Source organism: Acinetobacter sp. WCHAc060042, assembly GCF_003231195.1.
Lineage (GTDB): Bacteria > Pseudomonadota > Gammaproteobacteria > Pseudomonadales > Moraxellaceae > Acinetobacter.
In genome coordinates this window covers 1-19,227 of record NZ_QKVN01000012.1, presented here as the reverse complement: position 1 = coordinate 19,227, position 19,227 = coordinate 1, and the positions used below count along the sequence as shown (strand labels likewise).

At 43.4% G+C, this 19,227-nt stretch carries 17 protein-coding genes; 8 read left to right on the top strand and 9 right to left on the bottom strand.

What is annotated here, in order from left to right; translation table 11 throughout:
• Positions 1-25: 25 nt before the first annotated feature.
• Together DPG01_RS06960 and DPG01_RS06955 are read left to right on the top strand one after the other, a co-directional pair.
• Positions 26-538, top strand: coding sequence for an ureidoglycolate lyase (locus tag DPG01_RS06960; RefSeq protein WP_110974601.1), 513 nt, complete (start codon positions 26-28; stop codon positions 536-538).
• 56 nt (positions 539-594) lie between these two features.
• Positions 595-1,302: a phospholipase D family protein gene (locus DPG01_RS06955; RefSeq protein ID WP_110974600.1), complete on the top strand. Its 708-nt coding sequence runs from the start codon at positions 595-597 to the stop codon at positions 1,300-1,302.
• Positions 1,303-1,416: 114 nt separating this feature from the next.
• Here DPG01_RS06955 and urtE read toward each other — a convergent pair whose 3' ends face one another.
• From urtE to DPG01_RS06920, 7 genes are all read right to left on the bottom strand, one after another.
• Positions 1,417-2,115 (bottom strand): urea ABC transporter ATP-binding subunit UrtE, encoded by a 699-nt coding sequence (urtE, locus tag DPG01_RS06950; RefSeq protein ID WP_086210296.1) that lies wholly within the window; start codon positions 2,113-2,115, stop codon positions 1,417-1,419.
• Positions 2,116-2,125: 10 nt separating this feature from the next.
• Positions 2,126-2,944, bottom strand: a complete 819-nt coding sequence (gene urtD / locus DPG01_RS06945; RefSeq protein ID WP_110974599.1) for an urea ABC transporter ATP-binding protein UrtD — start codon at positions 2,942-2,944, stop codon at positions 2,126-2,128.
• Positions 2,941-4,014 carry an urea ABC transporter permease subunit UrtC gene (gene urtC, locus DPG01_RS06940; RefSeq protein ID WP_086210298.1) on the bottom strand — a complete coding sequence of 358 codons (1,074 nt, stop codon included), beginning with the start codon at positions 4,012-4,014 and terminating at the stop codon, positions 2,941-2,943. Before urtC ends, urtD begins: the two co-directional genes overlap by 4 nt.
• A 4-nt stretch (positions 4,015-4,018) precedes the next feature.
• A complete protein-coding gene (urtB, locus tag DPG01_RS06935) occupies positions 4,019-5,650 on the bottom strand; it encodes an urea ABC transporter permease subunit UrtB (protein ID WP_110974598.1) in 1,632 nt (543 codons plus the stop codon).
• A 95-nt stretch (positions 5,651-5,745) separates the two neighbouring features.
• Positions 5,746-7,029 carry an urea ABC transporter substrate-binding protein gene (gene urtA, locus DPG01_RS06930; protein WP_110974597.1) on the bottom strand — a complete coding sequence of 428 codons (1,284 nt, stop codon included), beginning with the start codon at positions 7,027-7,029 and terminating at the stop codon, positions 5,746-5,748.
• 415 nt (positions 7,030-7,444) lie between these two features.
• Positions 7,445-9,325 carry a DNA topoisomerase IV subunit B gene (gene parE, locus DPG01_RS06925; protein ID WP_086210312.1) on the bottom strand — a complete coding sequence of 627 codons (1,881 nt, stop codon included), beginning with the start codon at positions 9,323-9,325 and terminating at the stop codon, positions 7,445-7,447.
• 14 nt (positions 9,326-9,339) lie between these two features.
• Positions 9,340-9,915 (bottom strand): YqiA/YcfP family alpha/beta fold hydrolase, encoded by a 576-nt coding sequence (locus tag DPG01_RS06920; protein WP_086210313.1) that lies wholly within the window; start codon positions 9,913-9,915, stop codon positions 9,340-9,342.
• 244 nt (positions 9,916-10,159) lie between these two features.
• On the opposite strand from DPG01_RS06920, the gene DPG01_RS06915 reads away from it, so the two are divergent.
• Positions 10,160-11,491: a hypothetical protein gene (locus tag DPG01_RS06915; protein WP_086210314.1), complete on the top strand. Its 1,332-nt coding sequence runs from the start codon at positions 10,160-10,162 to the stop codon at positions 11,489-11,491.
• Positions 11,492-11,545: 54 nt separating this feature from the next.
• Here DPG01_RS06915 and DPG01_RS06910 read toward each other — a convergent pair whose 3' ends face one another.
• Positions 11,546-12,061: a disulfide bond formation protein B gene (locus tag DPG01_RS06910; protein ID WP_086210315.1), complete on the bottom strand. Its 516-nt coding sequence runs from the start codon at positions 12,059-12,061 to the stop codon at positions 11,546-11,548.
• A 19-nt stretch (positions 12,062-12,080) separates the two neighbouring features.
• Positions 12,081-13,658 carry a glutamate--cysteine ligase gene (gene gshA, locus DPG01_RS06905; RefSeq protein WP_086210316.1) on the bottom strand — a complete coding sequence of 526 codons (1,578 nt, stop codon included), beginning with the start codon at positions 13,656-13,658 and terminating at the stop codon, positions 12,081-12,083.
• Between the two features lie 224 nt (positions 13,659-13,882).
• On the opposite strand from gshA, the gene DPG01_RS06900 reads away from it, so the two are divergent.
• From DPG01_RS06900 to DPG01_RS06880, 5 genes are all read left to right on the top strand, one after another.
• Positions 13,883-14,422: a DUF924 family protein gene (locus DPG01_RS06900; protein ID WP_086210317.1), complete on the top strand. Its 540-nt coding sequence runs from the start codon at positions 13,883-13,885 to the stop codon at positions 14,420-14,422.
• 38 nt (positions 14,423-14,460) lie between these two features.
• Positions 14,461-15,036 carry a CC0125/CC1285 family lipoprotein gene (locus tag DPG01_RS06895; protein ID WP_086210318.1) on the top strand — a complete coding sequence of 192 codons (576 nt, stop codon included), beginning with the start codon at positions 14,461-14,463 and terminating at the stop codon, positions 15,034-15,036.
• Between the two features lie 16 nt (positions 15,037-15,052).
• A complete protein-coding gene (locus DPG01_RS06890) occupies positions 15,053-16,360 on the top strand; it encodes a DUF445 domain-containing protein (RefSeq protein ID WP_110974596.1) in 1,308 nt (435 codons plus the stop codon).
• Between the two features lie 128 nt (positions 16,361-16,488).
• Positions 16,489-17,646, top strand: coding sequence for a methionine aminotransferase (locus DPG01_RS06885; RefSeq protein ID WP_110974595.1), 1,158 nt, complete (start codon positions 16,489-16,491; stop codon positions 17,644-17,646).
• A gap of 124 nt (positions 17,647-17,770) precedes the next feature.
• On the top strand, positions 17,771-19,138 hold the full coding sequence (locus DPG01_RS06880; protein ID WP_110974594.1) for an MATE family efflux transporter: 1,368 nt from the start codon (positions 17,771-17,773) through the stop codon (positions 19,136-19,138).
• Positions 19,139-19,227 lie beyond the last annotated feature (89 nt).

The following is a 19,227-nucleotide window of genomic DNA, read 5'->3' as shown; positions in this document are numbered from 1 at the left end:
TACAGTTTTCATTTGGAAGAAACCCATGCCCCATCATATTTTGATTCAACCGATTAGCAATGAAAATTTTGCCGAGTTTGGTGATGTGATTAGCTGCCGAGGGCATGATTTTTTCCATATTAATGATGCACACACTGAGCGCTATCATGCCTTGGCTGAAACTGAAATTATGGGCCATGCAAAAGTTGGTATTAGTATCTTTCGAAATATCCAGACCACTACACTTCCTGTTGAAATTTCAATGTTGGAACGTCACCCCAAAGGCTCTCAAGCGTTCATCCCGATGCACGGTCAAAAATTTCTAGTGTTGGTTGCGCCAAGTTTGGATACGGATCAACCTGATATTTGTAAATTACAGGCTTTTATTACAGATGGTTCGCAGGGTGTGAATTATCATATAGGGACATGGCACCATCCACTTTTAACACTGGAATCTCCTAGTGATTTTGCCGTTATTGATCGAATTGGGACTGGACATAATTGTGATGTTTTTCAGTTTGATGAAAAAATTCAAATTATGCTTCTCGATCGTCCCTAACCCAGTATTTATGCGTTAGTATCTCATTTAATTATTCAGAATAATCAGAGGGATAAATGGCAAAATTTTTAAACACGAGTGGCACTAATTTTTTTCTTGAAGAACTCATCAAAAATGCCAAAGAACGCCTCATTTTAATTAGTCCTTATCTACGTTTAAATGACCGAATCAAAGAACTTTTAGAAGATAAAGATCGCCTAAAAATTGATATCCGTATTGTTTATGGAAAGAGTGATTTACATCCAGACGAAATCAAATGGATGCAAAAATTAGATTTTGTCCGAGTTAGCTTTTGCAAAAATTTGCATGCAAAATGCTATATCAATGAAAGTGAATGTATTATTTCCAGTCTAAACCTTTATGAGTTCAGCCAAGTCAATAACAATGAAATGGGAATCTTAGTCCGTAAATATGAAGACACTGAAGTTTTCAAAGATGCTTATGAAGAAGCTCAACGAATTATCCGAATTAGCGATGAAGTACGTATTACCCTAGATGAAGTAAAAACAGAAATACCTCCAGTTTCAGAAGTGGCAGATCATGAAGAAGACATCATTTTTACAAAACTAACGACTGCGAAACTCGCTGCAAAAGTTGGAATTAAAACTCCAGACTTATTGGAAAAATTAGTCAATAAAGGCTATTTAAACCTTACAGAAAATGGTAAGCATTTTCTGACAGACTCAGGAAAAGCTATTGGTGGCGAATTTAGAACGGGTCAATATGGTATTTATTTTCTATGGAACGAAAATACCGAGATTTAAAAACATTAAATTTTCCAATTTCTAAAAGAATTAGAAACAATAAATCCCTCTAAACCTCCCCTTTAGCAGGGAGGCTTTTTGTCACTTGTTCAACAGAGGGGAAAATAACGAGACTTAAATCGCCACCAATTCTCGAATACCTTTTGCAGGCATTTCACTGCCTGCCCCTTGTGCAATCACTTGCCCACGGGCCATAACGGTATATGTATCAGCCAATTCTTCGGCAAAGTCATAAAACTGCTCAACCAAAACCACCGCCATCTCACCACCATCCGCCAGTTTACGAATCACTCGGCCAATGTCTTTGATAATAGAAGGTTGAATGCCTTCTGTGGGTTCATCCAATATTAACACCCGCGGTTCTGACGCTAAAGCACGCGCAATCGCCAATTGCTGCTGCTGTCCACCCGATAAATCTCCACCACGACGATGTTTCATTTCATCTAATACGGGGAATATTTCATACAAATGTTCAGGTACTTTTCGGGTTTTAGCCCCCTTAAACTTGGCCATGCCAATCAGGATATTTTCTTCAACAGTTAGGGTCGAAAAAATATCACGGCCTTGTGGCACGTAAGCCAAACCTGCACGAACACGTTGTTCAGGATTCATCTTCGAGATGTCCTTGCCATCAAGTAAAATTTGGCCCGACTTGATCGGTAAAATCCCCATCAGACATTTCAGTAAGGTGGTTTTTCCAACACCATTCCGCCCCAACACCACCGAGCACTCTCCCACAGGGGCCTGAAATGAAACATCTCTTAAAATATGACTGCCACCGTAAAACTGATTGACGTCTTTGACTTCTAACATGGTCGGCTCCTTAACGTCCTAAGTATTTCTCAATCACATCTTCATTGGCCTGTACCTCTGCCAATGTGCCTTCAGCTAAAATCGACCCTTGAGCCAGTACCGTCACTTTTTCACTGATGGTGTCGATAAAGCTCATATCATGTTCAACCACCACCAAAGTGTGATTTTTCTTCAACTCTAAACACAGCTCAGCCGTGCGTTCTGTTTCGGCATCAGTCATTCCTGCCACAGGTTCATCAAGTAAAATCAGCTTAGGACGTTGCATAAGCAACATGCCGATTTCCAACCATTGCTTTTGTCCATGTGACAACAGCCCCGCAGGTTTATGTACCCACTCTTCTAGCCGAATTTGCGCCAAAGACTCATCCAAAGCCAACTGCGCATCTGGATCCAGTTTACTGAAGAAGCTTTTTTTGACGCGCTTATCTTTTGGTGCCGCGAGTAGCAAGTTTTCCATCACTGTAAAATTTTCAAATACCGTTGGTTTTTGAAATTTACGACCAATGCCCGCTTCTGCAATTTGCTCCGTACTCATCTTGGCCAAATCATAGTTTTGCCCAAAAAAAGCTGAGCCTTCGGTCGGTCGGGTTTTACCTGTAATCACATCCATCAGTGTGGTTTTACCTGCCCCATTGGGTCCAATGATGCAGCGTAGCTCCCCTTCTTGGATGTACAGCGACAGATCATTTAAGGCCCGAAAGGCATCAAACCAAACACTGACTTTCTCCAAGTACAGTGCAATACCGTGGCTAAAGTCAGCGCCTTGTTCTTTGGGACGCCCATAGCCGTCTGAAGCATGGCCACCATGAGGTTGTATTAGCTCACTCATTCGCTACGCTCCTTTTTAAAACGGTCAAACAGACCAATGACACCTTTGGGTAAGAAAATGGTGACCACAATAAATAAAGCACCCAAGATTAATAACCATGCTTCTGGATAAGCCACGGTGAAATAGGTTTTCACGCCATTAATTAACCCTGCACCCAAAATTGGGCCAATCAAAGTCCCACGCCCACCCGCAGCCACCCATACCGCCATTTCAATCGAATTGACGGGGTTCATTTCACTTGGGTTAATAATACCTGCTTGGGGAACGTATAAAGCCCCTGCAATACCTGCAATGACCGCCGACAGCACCCATGCAGATAGCTTGTACCAAAGTGTGCGGTAGCCCAAATACTGTAAGCGATTTTCGCTGTCACGAATTGCTCCCAGTACACGGCCATAAGGTTTATTCATAAGATGACGCAATCCCACAAAGCACAACAACAGTACAACAGCGGTGAGAAAACAGAGTGTGGCACGCATGGATGCTGAGGTAATGTCCATGCCAAAAATGGTTTTAAAGCCTGTAAAACCATTATTTCCACCAAAGCCTGTTTCATTGCGAAAGAACAACAGTGCCGCCGCAAAAGTCATAGCCTGAGTAATAATCGAAAAATACACGCCTTTAATTTTGGAGCGAAACGCAAAGAAGCCAAAGATGAAAGCCACCATACCAGGAACCAATACCACCAAGGCCAAAGCCCATAAGAAATGATTGGTACCCACCCAATACCATGGCAGTTCAGTCCAACTTAAAAAACGCATAAAGTCAGGAAGTGCATCCCCTGCAGATTGGCGCATCAGATACATGCCGAAAGCATACCCCCCCAGCGCAAAGTACAAGCCGTGACCTAAACTTAAAATGCCTGCATAGCCCCAAACCAAGTCCAGTGCCAAAGCCACCAAAGCCAAGCACATGATTTTACCAATCAGGGTGACCCAATACGCAGAAAGATAAAATGCCGAATCAGCAGGAAGTAAATGTAACCATGGGAGCAATAACATGACAGCAAAACACGCCGCTATTGCCATTGCACTGATAGGTTTATCAGATAATAAAGAATTGATTTTCATGCGCTTACTCCACAAAACGGCCTTTGATGGCAAACAAACCTTGTGGACGTTTTTGAATAAACAAAATCACAAGAACCAGTAGAATAATTTTCGCAAGAACAGCGCCCATGCCAATTTCAAGAATCGTACCACTGATACCCAAACCGAGTGCTGCCAGTACCGCTCCCCAGACTTGTCCTACACCACCAACAACAACGACCAAGAAAGCATCAATGATATAATTCTGACCTAAATCAGGCCCAACATTACCTACTTGCGCTAAGGCACAGCCTGCCAGACCAGCTAGGCCTGAACCCAGTCCAAAAGCCATCATGTCAATACGACTAGAACGAATGCCTACAGCTCGTGCCATTTGGCGGTTTTGCGTCACGGCACGAACAAACAAACCAAAGCGTGTTTTATTGAGCAGGTAAACCAACAGCAGTAGCACCGCAACCGTAAAGACAATAATGGCAATCCGGTTATACGGCAGCATTAAACTGGGACTCAGCGCAATACCGCCCGATAACCAAGAAATATTCGAAACTTCAACATTTTGTGCGCCAAAAATCATCCGTACCAATTGCATCAAAATCAGACTGACGCCAAAAGTTGCCAACAGCGTTTCCAGCTGACGACCGTATAGCGGTCGAATTACCGTCCGTTCAATCAACATGCCAATCAGCGCACTTACCACAAAGGCTGCAGGAATAGCTGCAATTAAATACCAATCAACATAACTGCCTAAGTAAGTCTTAAACAGGCTTTGCACCACATAGGTGGTATAAGCCCCTATCATAATCAATTCGCCATGTGCCATATTAATCACACCAAGCAGGCCATAAGTGATGGCTAAACCGAGCGCTGCTAGCAGTAAAATGCTGGCTGTACTAAAACCAGAAAATACATGTCCAGCCCATTCACTGGCTTGAATGCGAGTTTTAATCTGACTTTTGCCATCCGCCAAAATAGCTTTGAGATCTGGATTCAGATTAGGCTGGGTGAGGGTTTGTTCTACTAAGGCTAAAACATCGGGGCGATTTGACTCAGCGAGTACTTTTGCTGCTTGAATCTGTACCAACACATCTGGATTTTCAAAATCTAAACGTGCTTTGAGCTGTGCTAAGCGCTGTTTGACTTTGTTATTTTGCTCTTTCAAATAGAGCTGATTAATCTGTGCAATATTCAATTCGGACAGGTTATTTTCTAAAATATCAATCGCTTCTAAACGTTGAGAAAAGTCTTCAGATTTTAATTTTGCTTGTGCCTGACCAAAGTTTAAAGCTTTACGTAAAGTATTGACCAATGTCACTTGAGATAAATCACCCGGCCAAGTTTCAATCACTTGCTCATCGGGATAATGCAATAATTTCTCATTATTTTTTAAAATATATGTCGTGCCTGCACTGTCTTTGTATAACTCATCATTTTCAATAAATGCAACGAGACGATCAAACTCTTCAATCGTGCCCGGCCACTGGCTCAGCATGGCACGACGCTCTGCAAATTCTGCTTTAACAAAACGTTGAATGGCATCATTAGATGCTGATGCACTTTGTGTAGCAGAAGTGGGTTCAGTATTTTTAGCCCAAACACTGTTACTCATGAGCTGTGCCATTGAGCAGAGTATCGCGACACAAAAAATCTTTGGATTCATAAAATATTCCCTTAAGGTTGCTTAAAAAGTCCCGTATCGGGATGTTTTTATTTAAGAGCCCACAGCCGAAGCTATAGGCTCAGTACTTAAGACAATTATTTAGGAATGTATGGGCTCCAAGGCTCTGCTTTAATCACACTCGGTGTTTTGTAGACCACATCAAACTGACCATCTGCGCGAATCTCACCAATCATGACTGGTTTATGTAAGTGATGGTTTTCTGCATCCATTTTTAAGGTGTAGCCAGAAGGTGCTTTAAACTCTTGACCAGCCATTGCTTCACGAACCTTATCAACATCGGTCGTTCCTGCTTTTTCAACAGCTTGCTTCCACATATTGATCCCCACATAGGTGGCTTCCATCGGATCATTGGTCACGATTTTGTCTGCATTCGGCAGTTTATATTCCACTGCATACTGCTTCATTTTATTGACAAATTCGGTGTTGGTTGGGTTCTTCACTGACATGAAGTAGTTCCACGCCGCCAAATGTCCAACCAATGGCTTGGTATCAATACCACGGAGTTCTTCTTCACCCACGGAGAAGGCCATGACAGGAATGTCAGAGGCTTTGATACCTTGGTTCCCCAATTCACGGTAGAACGGCACATTTGAGTCGCCATTGATGGTTGAAATCACCGCTGTTTTCTTACCCGCAGCGAATTTCTTCACATTGCTCACAATAGTTTGATAGTTACTATGACCGAAGGGCGTGTACTCTTCCATGATGTCAGCATCTGCCACACCTTTGGACTTCAAAAACGCACGTAAGATTTTATTGGTGGTACGTGGGTAGACATAGTCCGTACCGAGTAGAACAAAGCGCTCTGCTTTACCGCCCTCTTCGCTCATCAAGTATTCCACTGCAGGAATCGCTTGTTGATTTGGCGCAGCGCCCGTGTAAAAAATGTTTTTAGACTGTTCTTGCCCCTCATATTGCACAGGATAGAACAGTAAACCATTTAACTCTTCCACTACGGGCAAAACTGACTTACGAGAAACGGATGTCCATGCGCCAAAAATTACTGCCACTTTGTCTTGGGTAATCAGCTGACGTGCTTTTTCTGCAAATAAAGGCCAATCAGATGCAGGATCAACCACCACAGGTTCTAATTTCTTACCGAGTACACCGCCATTGGCATTGATTTCATTGATGGTCATCAATGCCGTATCTTTTAAAGACGTTTCAGAAATGGCCATCGTGCCTGAAAGTGAATGTAAAATCCCGACTTTAATGGTGTCACCACTCGCTGCTGTGGCAACAGGTTCAGATGCTGCTGTGCTCGCTTTATCTGCAGGTTTTGAACAACCTGTTAAAGCAATACTCCCCATAATTGCAGTTGCAAGGAATGTCTTCGTTAATAATTTTTGTTGGAACATCTCATTTTCTCCAAACTTGAAACTTAGGGTGCATTTTTCAATGCATGATTGTTATTAGCGCTATAGGTGCCAATTCAATTTCTATGCCAAGCAGGTCTAAATGAAGGTTTTAACATTCTTTAAAACACATATTTTTTAATATTTATCAATATCTTAAATAAAACAAAAAATCACACTACGCACCCTAAATTTACCTCATTTTGTTGTTTTTATGCATACAAGCTTGTATACAACATTTGTTCCAAATCAATCCATCTTGCCCACTATTGCCCTTTTATTTTAAGATTTGTGCACAAATTAGGCGCACCCGAAGATTAAATATACCCATAAAAAAGCACCCTCTAAGTTAGACTAAATGTGTCCAACTTTCAGGGTGCAGTTCAATATGTGGGCTTTTGATGCACTTATAATAAATTTAAACCACTAGCTCTGCCAAATTGCCTTTTTGCTCTAACCACTCTTTACGGTCACTCGAACGTTTTTTAGCCAGCAATTTATCCAATAAACCTGCGGTGAAATGACTATCATCCAAGTCCAACTGCACCAAACGGCGTGTATTCGGATCCAATGTAGTTTCCCGTAGTTGGCTAGCATTCATTTCACCCAAACCTTTGAATCGGGTAATTTGTGGGTTCTTGGTTTTACATTTTTTCAAAATGCTTTCCAGCTCTTCATCATCCAAGGCATAGTGCACATCTTTGGCATCATCAATTCGATACAGCGGTGGCATCGCCACATACAGATGTCCTTCTTCAACCAAGACAGGAAAATGCTTCACAAACAAAGCACACAGCAGCGTCGCAATGTGTAGACCATCCGAGTCAGCATCGGCCAAAATACAAATCTTGCCATAACGTAGTTCTGATAAATCATCCGACCCCGGATCGACTCCTATGGCAATCGCAATGTTATGCACTTCTTGCGAAGCCAAGACTTCATCGGAAGAGACTTCCCAAGTATTTAAGATTTTCCCACGAATTGGCATGATCGCTTGGAAGTTTTTATCGCGTGCTTGTTTAGCTGACCCCCCCGCAGAATCCCCTTCCACAATAAACAGTTCAGACTCTTCTAAGGTATGTCCAACACAGTCTGACAGTTTTCCGGGTAATGTTGGCCCTGCCACAATCTTCTTACGTTCAACCTTTTTCGCAGCTTTCAGACGACGACCCGCTTTCGAGATCGCCATTTCCGCTAACTGCATGGCAATATCAGAGTTTTGGTTTAACCACAGTGCAAAAGCATCTTTGGCGATATTTTGGACAATCCCTGCTGCTTCACGACTGGATAAACGTTCTTTAGTTTGCCCTGAAAACTGCGGCTCTTGGAACTTGAGCGACAAAATATAGTTCACACCATCCCAAACATCTTCAGCAGAAAGCTTCATGTTTCTTGGCAATAAGCTACGAAGCTCACAAAACTCGCGCATTGCATCGGTCACGCCTGAACGTAGGCCATTCACATGGGTTCCCCCCTGCGCGGTTGGAATCAAGTTCACATAACTTTCTTGAACCAACTCACCGCCATCAACATTCCAGCAAATGGCAAATTCGGCACTGGCACGCTCAGCATCTCCTGTAGCCACAAAGGCTGGATGAGGCAGAATCTCACGATCTTCTATTTCATCCATCAAATAATCGACGAGGCCATTCTCAAACTGCCAAACAATTTTTTCATCATTGATTTGGTCAACATAATTGATTTGTAAGCCTGCAGCCAAAACGGCTTTGGCTTTTAAATTATGCTTCAGCGCTTTTAGGGCAAATTTCGGTGAATCAAAATATTTGGCTTCAGGCCAAAAGTGAACAGAAGTCCCTGTCGCACGCTTCGGTGCTTTACCTTCTAATACCACCAAGGGCGCAGTCGGCTCCCCCTGCTCAAACGCCATTTGGTAAAGGTTGCCCTGACGTTGAACTTCCACTTCAACTCGGCTAGATAGCGCATTGACCACGGAAATTCCAACACCATGCAAACCACCTGAGAACTGATAGTTGTCAGTACTGAATTTACCCCCTGCATGCAGTTTGGTCAGAATGATTTCAATGCCGCTTTGACCATATTCAGGGTGGATATCGACAGGCATACCACGACCATTGTCTTCCACCGACAGCGAACCATCTTTATAAACGGTGACAGTAATTTTATTGGCATGACCTGCAAGTGCCTCATCGACCGCATTATCAATAACCTCTTGCGCCAAATGGTTTGGGCGTGTGGTATCGGTATACATGCCAGGACGACGACGTACCGGATCTAAACCAGATAATACTTCAAGGGATTGGGCCGTATATTGAGACACGTTGTACTGTTTCCTTATTTTAAGCAGTCCGATAAAAACTGTAATGCCATCGGTATTTTGTCTGCGAAATCTTCCATCGCATGATTGCCTTTCGTTTCCGAAATCACAAGCGCTGCGCCATTATAATAGCGCTCTGCGTCACGATAATCCAAAACTTCATCGCCTTGTTGCAATAACACTAAAATTTTGTCTGCATCTTGCACAAATGGCAGTTCGATCTGCTCAAGATAATCCAACTGTGCATCATCCAGCGTCCAATGTTCATTCACCTTATAAGGCAACTGAGCCACACCAAATAAATCTCTGAACAATTGCCATGGTTGCATAGCAGGGTTAATCAGCACAGCAGGGACTGCCAACTTCGCGACCAATTGTGTCGCATAAAAACCGCCTAAACTGCTCCCCACGAGCACCACTTGATCCAACTCTTGAATCAAAGCCGTTAATTTTTCCAAGGCCAAATGCGGAGGCATATTCAAGTCAGGTAAATGTACTTGCCACCCTGAATGGGCTTCACAGTAGTGTTTCAGCAATTGACCTTTTATTGATGAAGAACTGCTTTGAAAGCCATGTAAATAAATTATATTCATGCTGTAAATTTACTCTTCCACATCATCATTTATATTGTGCACTCAAAGGAGATCCTTTTAACTGACTGATTTTTTTTGTATGTATCGAATATTGTCAGACAAAAAAATAAGATCAACCTTACATTCATCGCTATTGTAAAAGTTATTCGAGATGAATTAGATAAGCTAGAGTGCTAAGAATTTATACCGTGATCGTTGAAAAAAATAAAGTCCCTGCCGACACAGAAACTCAAGGGTAGAAAAAATGCCAAGTTTAACGCCTCTGCACGAGACCTATTGTAAATGGGATCGTACTCCTCCCAGCCAAGCCGATGTGCTTGAAGGGGTTGCTCAGCTGCTTACCACGCGCCTAGGCGACGTTGTCCATGATTTAATTCAGGCCATTCAGCGTGAAATTTTAATCAGTTTGTTTGGGATGAACGAGGCCAGCTCAAAAAAGTTTCTATCTACCCGCTACATTGAGAAGCTTTACCAATTTTCTTTCAATACCCTACAAAACTACGGTAGTTATTTATTGGCACCGAGTTTACGCCATATTATTGAAAAATTTCCCAATTTACACCATAAACCCTTAACCCCAACCTTGCATTATTTAGTTGGGGCGCTGAATGGTGTTTTGGGTGACTATTTACTCAAATACCATAACCCTGTGGCACTACCGATGGTGCTGTATGATCATTATGGCGCTGTCCAACAAGGTGAGTTATCTGGCCGTGTGGTGATTATGGTTCATGGTCTATGCATGAATCATTTGTACTGGAGTACAGCGCGTTATGGCGGTATTGGGGAAAAGCTGTTGGCACAACGAGCCCAAAACACGATGTTGTATTTGAACTACAACACAGGGCGTCGTATTTCAGCCAATGGACGTAGCTTTTCTAATACTTTACAAGACTTGCTCAACCGTAACCCCCGTATCAGCTCAATTGATCTGATTGGACACAGCATGGGTGGACTGGTTTCACGCAGCGCACTGTTCTATGGCAAACAGAATATGCAAAGCTGGATTCATGTAGTGGAAAACATGGTCTGTATCGGTTCTCCACACCATGGCGCAGTTTTAGAACGCTTTGGCTTTCATTTACAAGACAAACTCGGGCGTTTCCCATTTGTCAAAATTATCGGGCATGTCGTCAATATTCGCAGTAATGGCATTCTAGACTTGCGTCATGGCAGTGTGCGTGATGACGACTGGGAGCACAATGAAGCACGTATTGGTCAAGTTGATGACAACCGTAAACCTGCCCCATTGCCCTCACATATCAATACATTCTTGATCGCAGGTACGATTGAATTTGAAAAGCGCAAATATCGCGCGCTGAATGTGATTGGCGATTATCTAGTTAGTGTAAAAAGTGCTTTAGGCGAACACATGAATCCACGCTTTCAATTGAAAGTGCCTGATTCGCATAAAGCGATTTTCTATGGCTTAAACCATTTTGAACTGCATACCCATGCCAGTGTGGCAGAGCAAATCGTACATTGGTTCTATCCAAATCCAACTGAAACGGAATATGGTCAGGTGCATGAATACATGGTTGGGCTGGATGATTTTGAGGGTATTGCGCTGACCTAAGCCACTCATACAGCTCATAAAAAAGCCAACATGACGTTGGCTTTTTTATCTTTATTATTTTTTCTTTGCGTGGTTCGGATATTTACGGAACAGCTGCCACAAGCTAATCAACGCCAGTGCCACAAAAAACACCAAAGACCATACCGGTAAAGACTGACCCAAGAACGTCCAGTCCACAAGTGCACATTCACCAGAACCTGTCAGTACCTGTTCAAACACTGAACGCAAAGGCAAGGTGTCTAACCAATAATCCAGACCAGGTCCACAACTCGGCACTTGATCAGGTGGTAAGTTTTGTAGCCAAACATGACGTGCTGCCACACCTGCAGACCATAAGACCGATACACTACCAAGAAACGTATAAAAACGTTTAAAACCATTTGATGCTGGGTTATGTAAAAAGGCAATCAGTGAAATTAACCCAAGTCCAATCAGTCCCACACGCTGGAACACACAGAGTGGGCAAGGGTTCAACTGTGCAGGGCCATGTTCTAAATACAAGGCAAAGGCCATACCAATAATACTGGCTAAAACCAACACACCACTCACGAAGCGATAACTCCATTGCATGGTTAATCCTCTTAATTTTTTATCTAAATTGTGCAAGATACTGCTCAAAACTCAGTTGGCTGTCTTGCTCTAATTGTGCTTGCTGTTGTAAAGATACCGTAGCCAAATCATCAAAATAAGCCCATGTCTCTGCACTCAGCTGATGACGCTCATAACTTGATGCATGTTGTGCGGCCATTTGGCTACCAAAGCCCCATGTCCCACCCGCTTCCAAAGTATCTTCGATCATCTGCGCCGACAAAGTATCATCAACTTCGGCCACTCTCTGTTGCATGACTGTCATTGCTTTACTGTAGAGTGTGGTGTCATAGCACTGATCTAACAACACAACCAGTTCTTGCATAGCCTCTAAATGAGACTGACTCCATGCTTCAATCGGGAACGATTGCTCACCCACGGCAATTGTGGCATTCGGTGCGCGCCCACGATTGACCACTTCCGCTTGGTTTTTCTCGATTTGATCTTGCTCTGCGGACAAAAGTTCTGGGCTATCTAACAGTAAGCAATACAGTGCCAGTACTTCTAAGAAACCAGCGGTATCTTCATTGATTCCAATCGGGCTATACGGATTGATATCCACCGCGCGAAGCTCGACATAACCAACGCCTCGATTACTCAGCGCTTGGGACGGTGTTTCCCCTGCTTGTGGTACTTGCTTTGGACGTACCAAACTGTAGTACTCATTTTCTATTTGCAAGACATGATCATTAATCTGAATCGGTTCGCCCTGCGCATCATTGAGGCCTAAACGACTAAACGGTGCATAAGCTGTTTTGACTGCTTTTTGTAGACCTTCGAGATAACCGTCGATATTGTTATAATGAATCCCGAGTTGCTTTTGTGCTGAGTTTTGATAACCAAAACGTCCCATCCGCAGAGCAGTTGCATAGGGCAAATATAAGGTTCCGCGCAACAACGGCAATAGGTGGTGTTCACGTCCTGTCATAAAACACTGGCAGACCGATGGACTTGCCCCGACCAAGAACATCACCAATGGCGTGAGACGAATAAAGTTGCGGATCAAACCAAAATAACGATGACTGCGATAATCCTGTGCAGACAAAGCTTTCAGCGCTTCATCTGTCTCATGTTGTTGTAATTGTTCAAACAGCTGATCGGGAAAGGACAAATTATAGTGCAGTCCTGAAATGGTTTGCATCCGTCGCCCATAACGAACACCTAAACCATGACGGTATAGGGTTTTAAACTTTCCAATATTAGATGTGCCATATTGAGCGAGACGGATTTTTTCGTCATCGTCATCCAACATACAAGGCATTGACAAGGGCCACAATTTTTCACCGCTTTCCAAGTGTCGATGTGCCACCGTATGGATATCTTTTAGATAATCCAAGGCCTCAGTAATAGTCGGCTGTGGTGGGGTAATAAATTCTAATAACGCTTCTGAATAATCTGTCGTGATGTGTGGGTGAGTCAGTGCAGAACCCAAAGCTTGGGGATGATCAGCTTGAGATAAAAAGCCATTACTTTGCATACGCAAACTTTCACGCTCAATTCCGCGTAACATCCCTTGCAAAAGTGATGAATTGAACCAAGTCGGTAACACAGCTGTAGATTTAGATGCGGGTTGACCCATTACAATCTCACTTTTTGGAAGAAACAACGACCACGACGAATAAAATAAAATCATCAGTTTAAATCAGTATAACGTGATTTTAACTCGGCACATTACACCCAGTCCTATTTTCAAGTAAACCATCTGTTCTATTTTTCGGAAAATATTTATCACAAAGTTACGCTATTAGACATGTCAAAAGTGTGATTCTATTGAAGAATAAATGCTAAAGAATTGTAAACTTTATGAATTATCAAGAAATTTTAGACTTTTGGTTTGATCCTCAACACCAAACTTGGTGGTTTAGCCAAAATGATGCCTTTGATGCCCTGATCGAAGAAAAATTTAAGAGCATTCATGAGCAAGCCATACATGCTGAGCTCTGGTCTTGGCGCAGTAGCGCTGAAGGACGTTTGGCTGAAATTATTGTACTCGATCAACTGTCGAGAAACCTGTATCGCAACAGCCCTTTGGCCTTTGCTCAAGATGCGCTGGCTTTGGCTTTGGCACAAGAAGCGATTTCACTTAAATTAGATATCGAATTATCAGCGACGCAACGCAGTTTCTTATATATGCCTTTTATGCATAGTGAATCAAAACTTATTCATCAATATGCTTTAAAATTGTTCCAAGACTTGGGTAATCCGATCAATCTCGACTTTGAACAACGTCACAAAGTCATTATTGACCGTTTTGGACGTTATCCTCATCGTAATCAAATCCTTGGACGTAACTCAAGCCAAGAAGAACTGGAATTTTTGACGCAACCCAACAGCCATTTTTAACTGTTCGGTTTCTCCCTCTGTGCTAAGGAGTCTACCTCATGACAAAAATTTTAATTGCCTGCGCATTGGCCACTAGTCTGAGTTTAGTGGGTTGTGCCTCTACCCCCTCAAAACCATTAACCTTCGACCAATTGGGTCGCTTTAGTAACACACCTTTAAATAGCTCAACCTACCGAATCAGCTTTCAAGCACGTCCCAATATGAGCCATGGTACAGCTGAAGAAATCACGTTGGTTAAAGCCGCACAAACCACCGTACAAAATGGTTATCGCTTCTTTAAAGTGTTGAATGACCCAAGCAATCAGAATCAAGCACCAAGGCAGGCCGTGGTTTACTCTAACCCAATGCCTTATTATCCCTACGGCTATTACTCACGCCACCCAGGTTTCTGGCCCGACCCATTCTATGACACACCACGTCTTGTAAACATTGACCCTGTGCAAGTGTCATACAGCATTCAATGCTTTAAAGACCAAAAATCGGCACCAAGTGATGCCTTTGACGCCACGCTGATTTTACAGTCATTGGGTGGAAAGTATGGCCTAAGCCCAACAGGCGAGGTTTTGCCACCACCTGAACCCACAACGCCAGCGCCCACAACCAAAACAAAGTAAGACATAGAGTTCGCCTATGAATGAAACACAAACGACGTCTTCTAACCTACAACGCAGTAAACGCTTTGCCACTATTGCTCTCATCACTGCAGTCGTGACATGGCTTTTGCTGATGGTAGTTGCTAAGTTTGTCCCGACAGACAAAGTGTGGATCATTCATATTTTGATGTTATCTGCTGAAGCAGGTGTGGTCGGTGGTTTAGCAGATTGGTATGCGATTACTGTGCTGTTTCGTAACCCTTTTGGGAAAATGCCCATTCCAAAGTTTTTGCGCGACCACACCGAAATCATCCCTCGTAACAAAGCACGGATTGCTGAATCCATGGGGCGTTTTGTACAAGAGAATTTTCTTTCACCCCAAGTGGTGGAAAAAAGCTTACAAAGTACCGACCTATCTTTGGCAGTGGGTCAATGGCTCGCCAACCCGCAAAACAATCTACAAATCACCCAAGTGATTCAACAAACCGTGCCTAAAGTATTTGAGTTTGTGGGGCAAGAACAAATTGGCCGTTTTATTCAAAGTAATAGCGTGCAATGGGTGCGTAATACCCAAGTTAATCATTTGGCCAGTGAAATGCTGCGTGCAGTGCTGGAAAATGATTTCCATCAAGATGTATTACAACGCGGACTCGACTTGGCGCATGACTGGATGACCCAACACCCTGAACAAAGTCGCGAGCTGACTCAAACCTTGTTCAAAGAACTCGGGGTCTGGAAGTTGGCCAAAGGAGCCAGTTGGATTGGGATAGATGTTCAGCAAAGAACCATTGACTCACTCATTCAACGAGTAGAGTCAATGCTGGCCGATCCAGAACATCCATGGCGTCAAAAAATTGAAGCGATGGGACATGAACTCATGCTCGAACTGGCAGATGCCAACAGTACAGCCAGCCAACGCTTGAACCAAACCAAAGATGCTCTATTGGATAGTCCACAAGTACTGAATTTTATTAGTGGTGCCGTCGCCATTTTATGTGATGCCATAAAACAAGATCTACAAAAAACCGACTCAGGCATTGCACACAACATCCGTGTATCCATTCAACAGATTGGTGAAAATATCATCTCCAATCAAGCTGTGCGAGATCTACTCAATCAGCGTTTAAGTGGCATTGCAGTCAATCTAAGCGATCAATACAGTGAAAAAGTAATTCGTTTTATCAGTGAACGCATCCACGAATGGGACTCCAGTGTCATGATCGACAAAATCGAAAATGAAGTTGGTGGTGACTTACACATGATTCGAGTCAATGGTGTGGTGGTGGGCGCATTTATTGGTTTAGCACTGGGAATTATTCGTGCGGTGGTCGAAGTACTCTTGTAAACGCACACTTTAGTAAAAACCATTCACCCAAATGTCGGCTTTTAGCCGTAGCTACATGCAAAATTTGCATAAGAAAAAGTGGCCTACTGTGCTATTTTGGATGAATATTTAAATACTTATAAAGATTTATGCTTCAATTACCTACATCCAAACTACCCGCACAGGGCATCACTATTTTCAGCACCATGACTGCCATGGCACAGCGCTTAAATGCCCTAAATCTATCCCAAGGTTTTCCAGACTTCGAAGCCCCCGCTGAACTGCTGGATGCTTTAGCACAGGCCACACAAAGTGGGTTCAACCAGTATGCTCCGGGCGATGGGGTCTGGTTATTACGCGAACAACTGGCACAGCAGTTTGCACAGCGCGATCAAATTCAACTCGATCCAATCACTGAAATTACCATCACCCCAGGCGCAACCATCGGCATTTTTGCCACCATTCAAGCCGTGGTCCATGCGGGCGATGAAGTCATCATCTTTGACCCCAGTTATGACAGCTATGCACCCAGTGTCGCTTTGGTTGGGGGTAAGGCCGTTCACATCCCTCTGCATGCACCACATTTTTCGGTGGATTGGGAGCAGGTCAAATCCGCGATTACAGCCAAAACCAAACTGATCATTATCAACACGCCACATAATCCAAGTGGTGCCATTTGGAGCCAGCAAGATTGGTTGACGCTGATTGAACTGATTCGCGACACCAATATTTTAGTGCTGTCCGATGAAGTTTATGAGCATCTAGTATTTGATGGTCAATGTCACTATTCAGCGCTGTCTTTTCCTGAACTGCGTGAACGCAGTGTGGTGGTGGGTTCCTTTGGCAAAACCTTTCATGTAACGGGTTGGAAAACTGGCTACTGCATTGCCGCACCAGCACTGATGCAATTATTCCGACAGGTCTATCAGTTTGCCAACTTTTGCGGAGTCACCCCTGTACAACTGGCTTTGGCCAATTATATGCAACAACATCCTGAACATATTCAAAACTTAGCGGGATTCTATCAAGCAAAACGCGATCGTTTTATTGAGGGTTTAACTGGCTCACGCTTTCAATGGCTACCTTCTCAAGGCACTTACTTTCAAAATGTGGACTACAGCCACATTCGGCCCGATTTAAGCGATGTTGAATTTTGCCACTTTCTGGCAGAGCAGCATGGCATTGTTGGCATCCCTGTTTCGGTGTTTTATCAGCAGGCACCCGAAGCACTACGCCTGATTCGCTTTTGCTTTGCTAAGACTGACCAAACGCTGGCACAAGCGACCGAAATTTTGCAGAAAGTCTAATTTTTTGACCGCCACACTCTATTCGAAACTCGCCTTTGCTTACTGAAATACATCGGTTTTTCAGCACAGAACTATGCTAGGGTAAGACTGAAAAATGTAATAAAAATGACCTTCAGGATGACTTATGTCAGCACACAACCCATTGGTGCAACAACAAAAGCTATGGAAAGCCTTTTTCATTTTCTTGATGCCTTTAATTGCGACCAATATTCTGCAAAATCTGTCTGGAACCATCAACACTGTTTTCGTCGGACAGATGATGGGGGTACAGGCGATTGCTGCAGTTGCTGTTTTCTTCCCCATTCTGTTTTGCTTAATGGCATTCGTGATTGGTCTTTCTGCGGGTTCTACAGTCCTCATCGGCCAAGCGTGGGGCGCACAAAATATTGAGAAAGTTCGTGCAGTGGTTGGATCTACGCTATTCATGACCTTGATTGGAGGCAGTTTTATTGCCTTTTTAGGGGTAGTTTTCGCACGTCCAATTTTATCGGCTTTGGGCATAGATGAAAATGTCATGCACCTGTCCTTGCCTTATGTACGATGGATGTTGGCGGGAAGCCCACTATTATTTATTTATATTATTTATACCTCAATTTTACGCGGTGTCGGTGACAGCACCACGCCACTCATCGCCTCTGGCATGACCATTTTGATTGGGCTTTGTGTCACACCGATCCTCATCGCTGGCTATTTTGGTTTTCCCAAACTCGGGATTGTTGCACCTGCCATTGCAACAACCTTAGGTTTCATTTCTGTTTTGGTATTTTTATATTTCTATTTGGGCTATAAGCAGCACCCTCTAAGACTTGATGCACAAATGCTCAGCCATATTCGCTTTGACCGTCAACTGAGTAAAATTATTCTGCGTTTGGGGATTCCAACTGGCATTCAAATGATCACCACTTCCGTGGCAGGCCTTGTAATTGTTGGTCTGGTTAACCGTCACGGCGCAGATGCAACAGCTGCTTATGGCGCAGTCAACCAAGTCCTAAACTATATTCAATTTCCTGCACTTTCAATTGCGATTGCCGCATCCATTTTTGGTGCTCAAGCCATTGGTGCGGGCAAGTCCGAGTTATTGGCCAAAGTCACGCGTACAGCGCTCAGCATGAACATCATCATTACAGGCTCCTTGGTGGTGTTGGCCTACCTCTTCTCCAAATATCTCATGGCACTCTTTATCACTGACCATGCGGTAGTTGAGTTGGGGCAACAGTTGTTGTTTATTGTACTGTGGTCGATTTTATTCTTTGGTGCCAGCGCCATTTTTGCCTCCATCATGCGGGCTAGCGGTACAGTCACCATGCCGATGGTCATCAATATCGTGGCGATTATTGCGATCGAAGTGCCCTGTGCCTATATGTTTAGTGAATGGTGGGGACTACAAGGTATTTGGTATGCTTATGCACTGGCCTTTGTCAGCTTATGCATTATGCAAGGACTGTACTATCAATTGGTCTGGAAGAAAAAGACTATTGAAACGCTCATCTAAAATAGGATTTTTGCTGCCCTGCTTACACGCACGCCACGCATCATTCTTTCAGATATCCATCAAAAATGAAGCATAAAAAAACCCGCCAA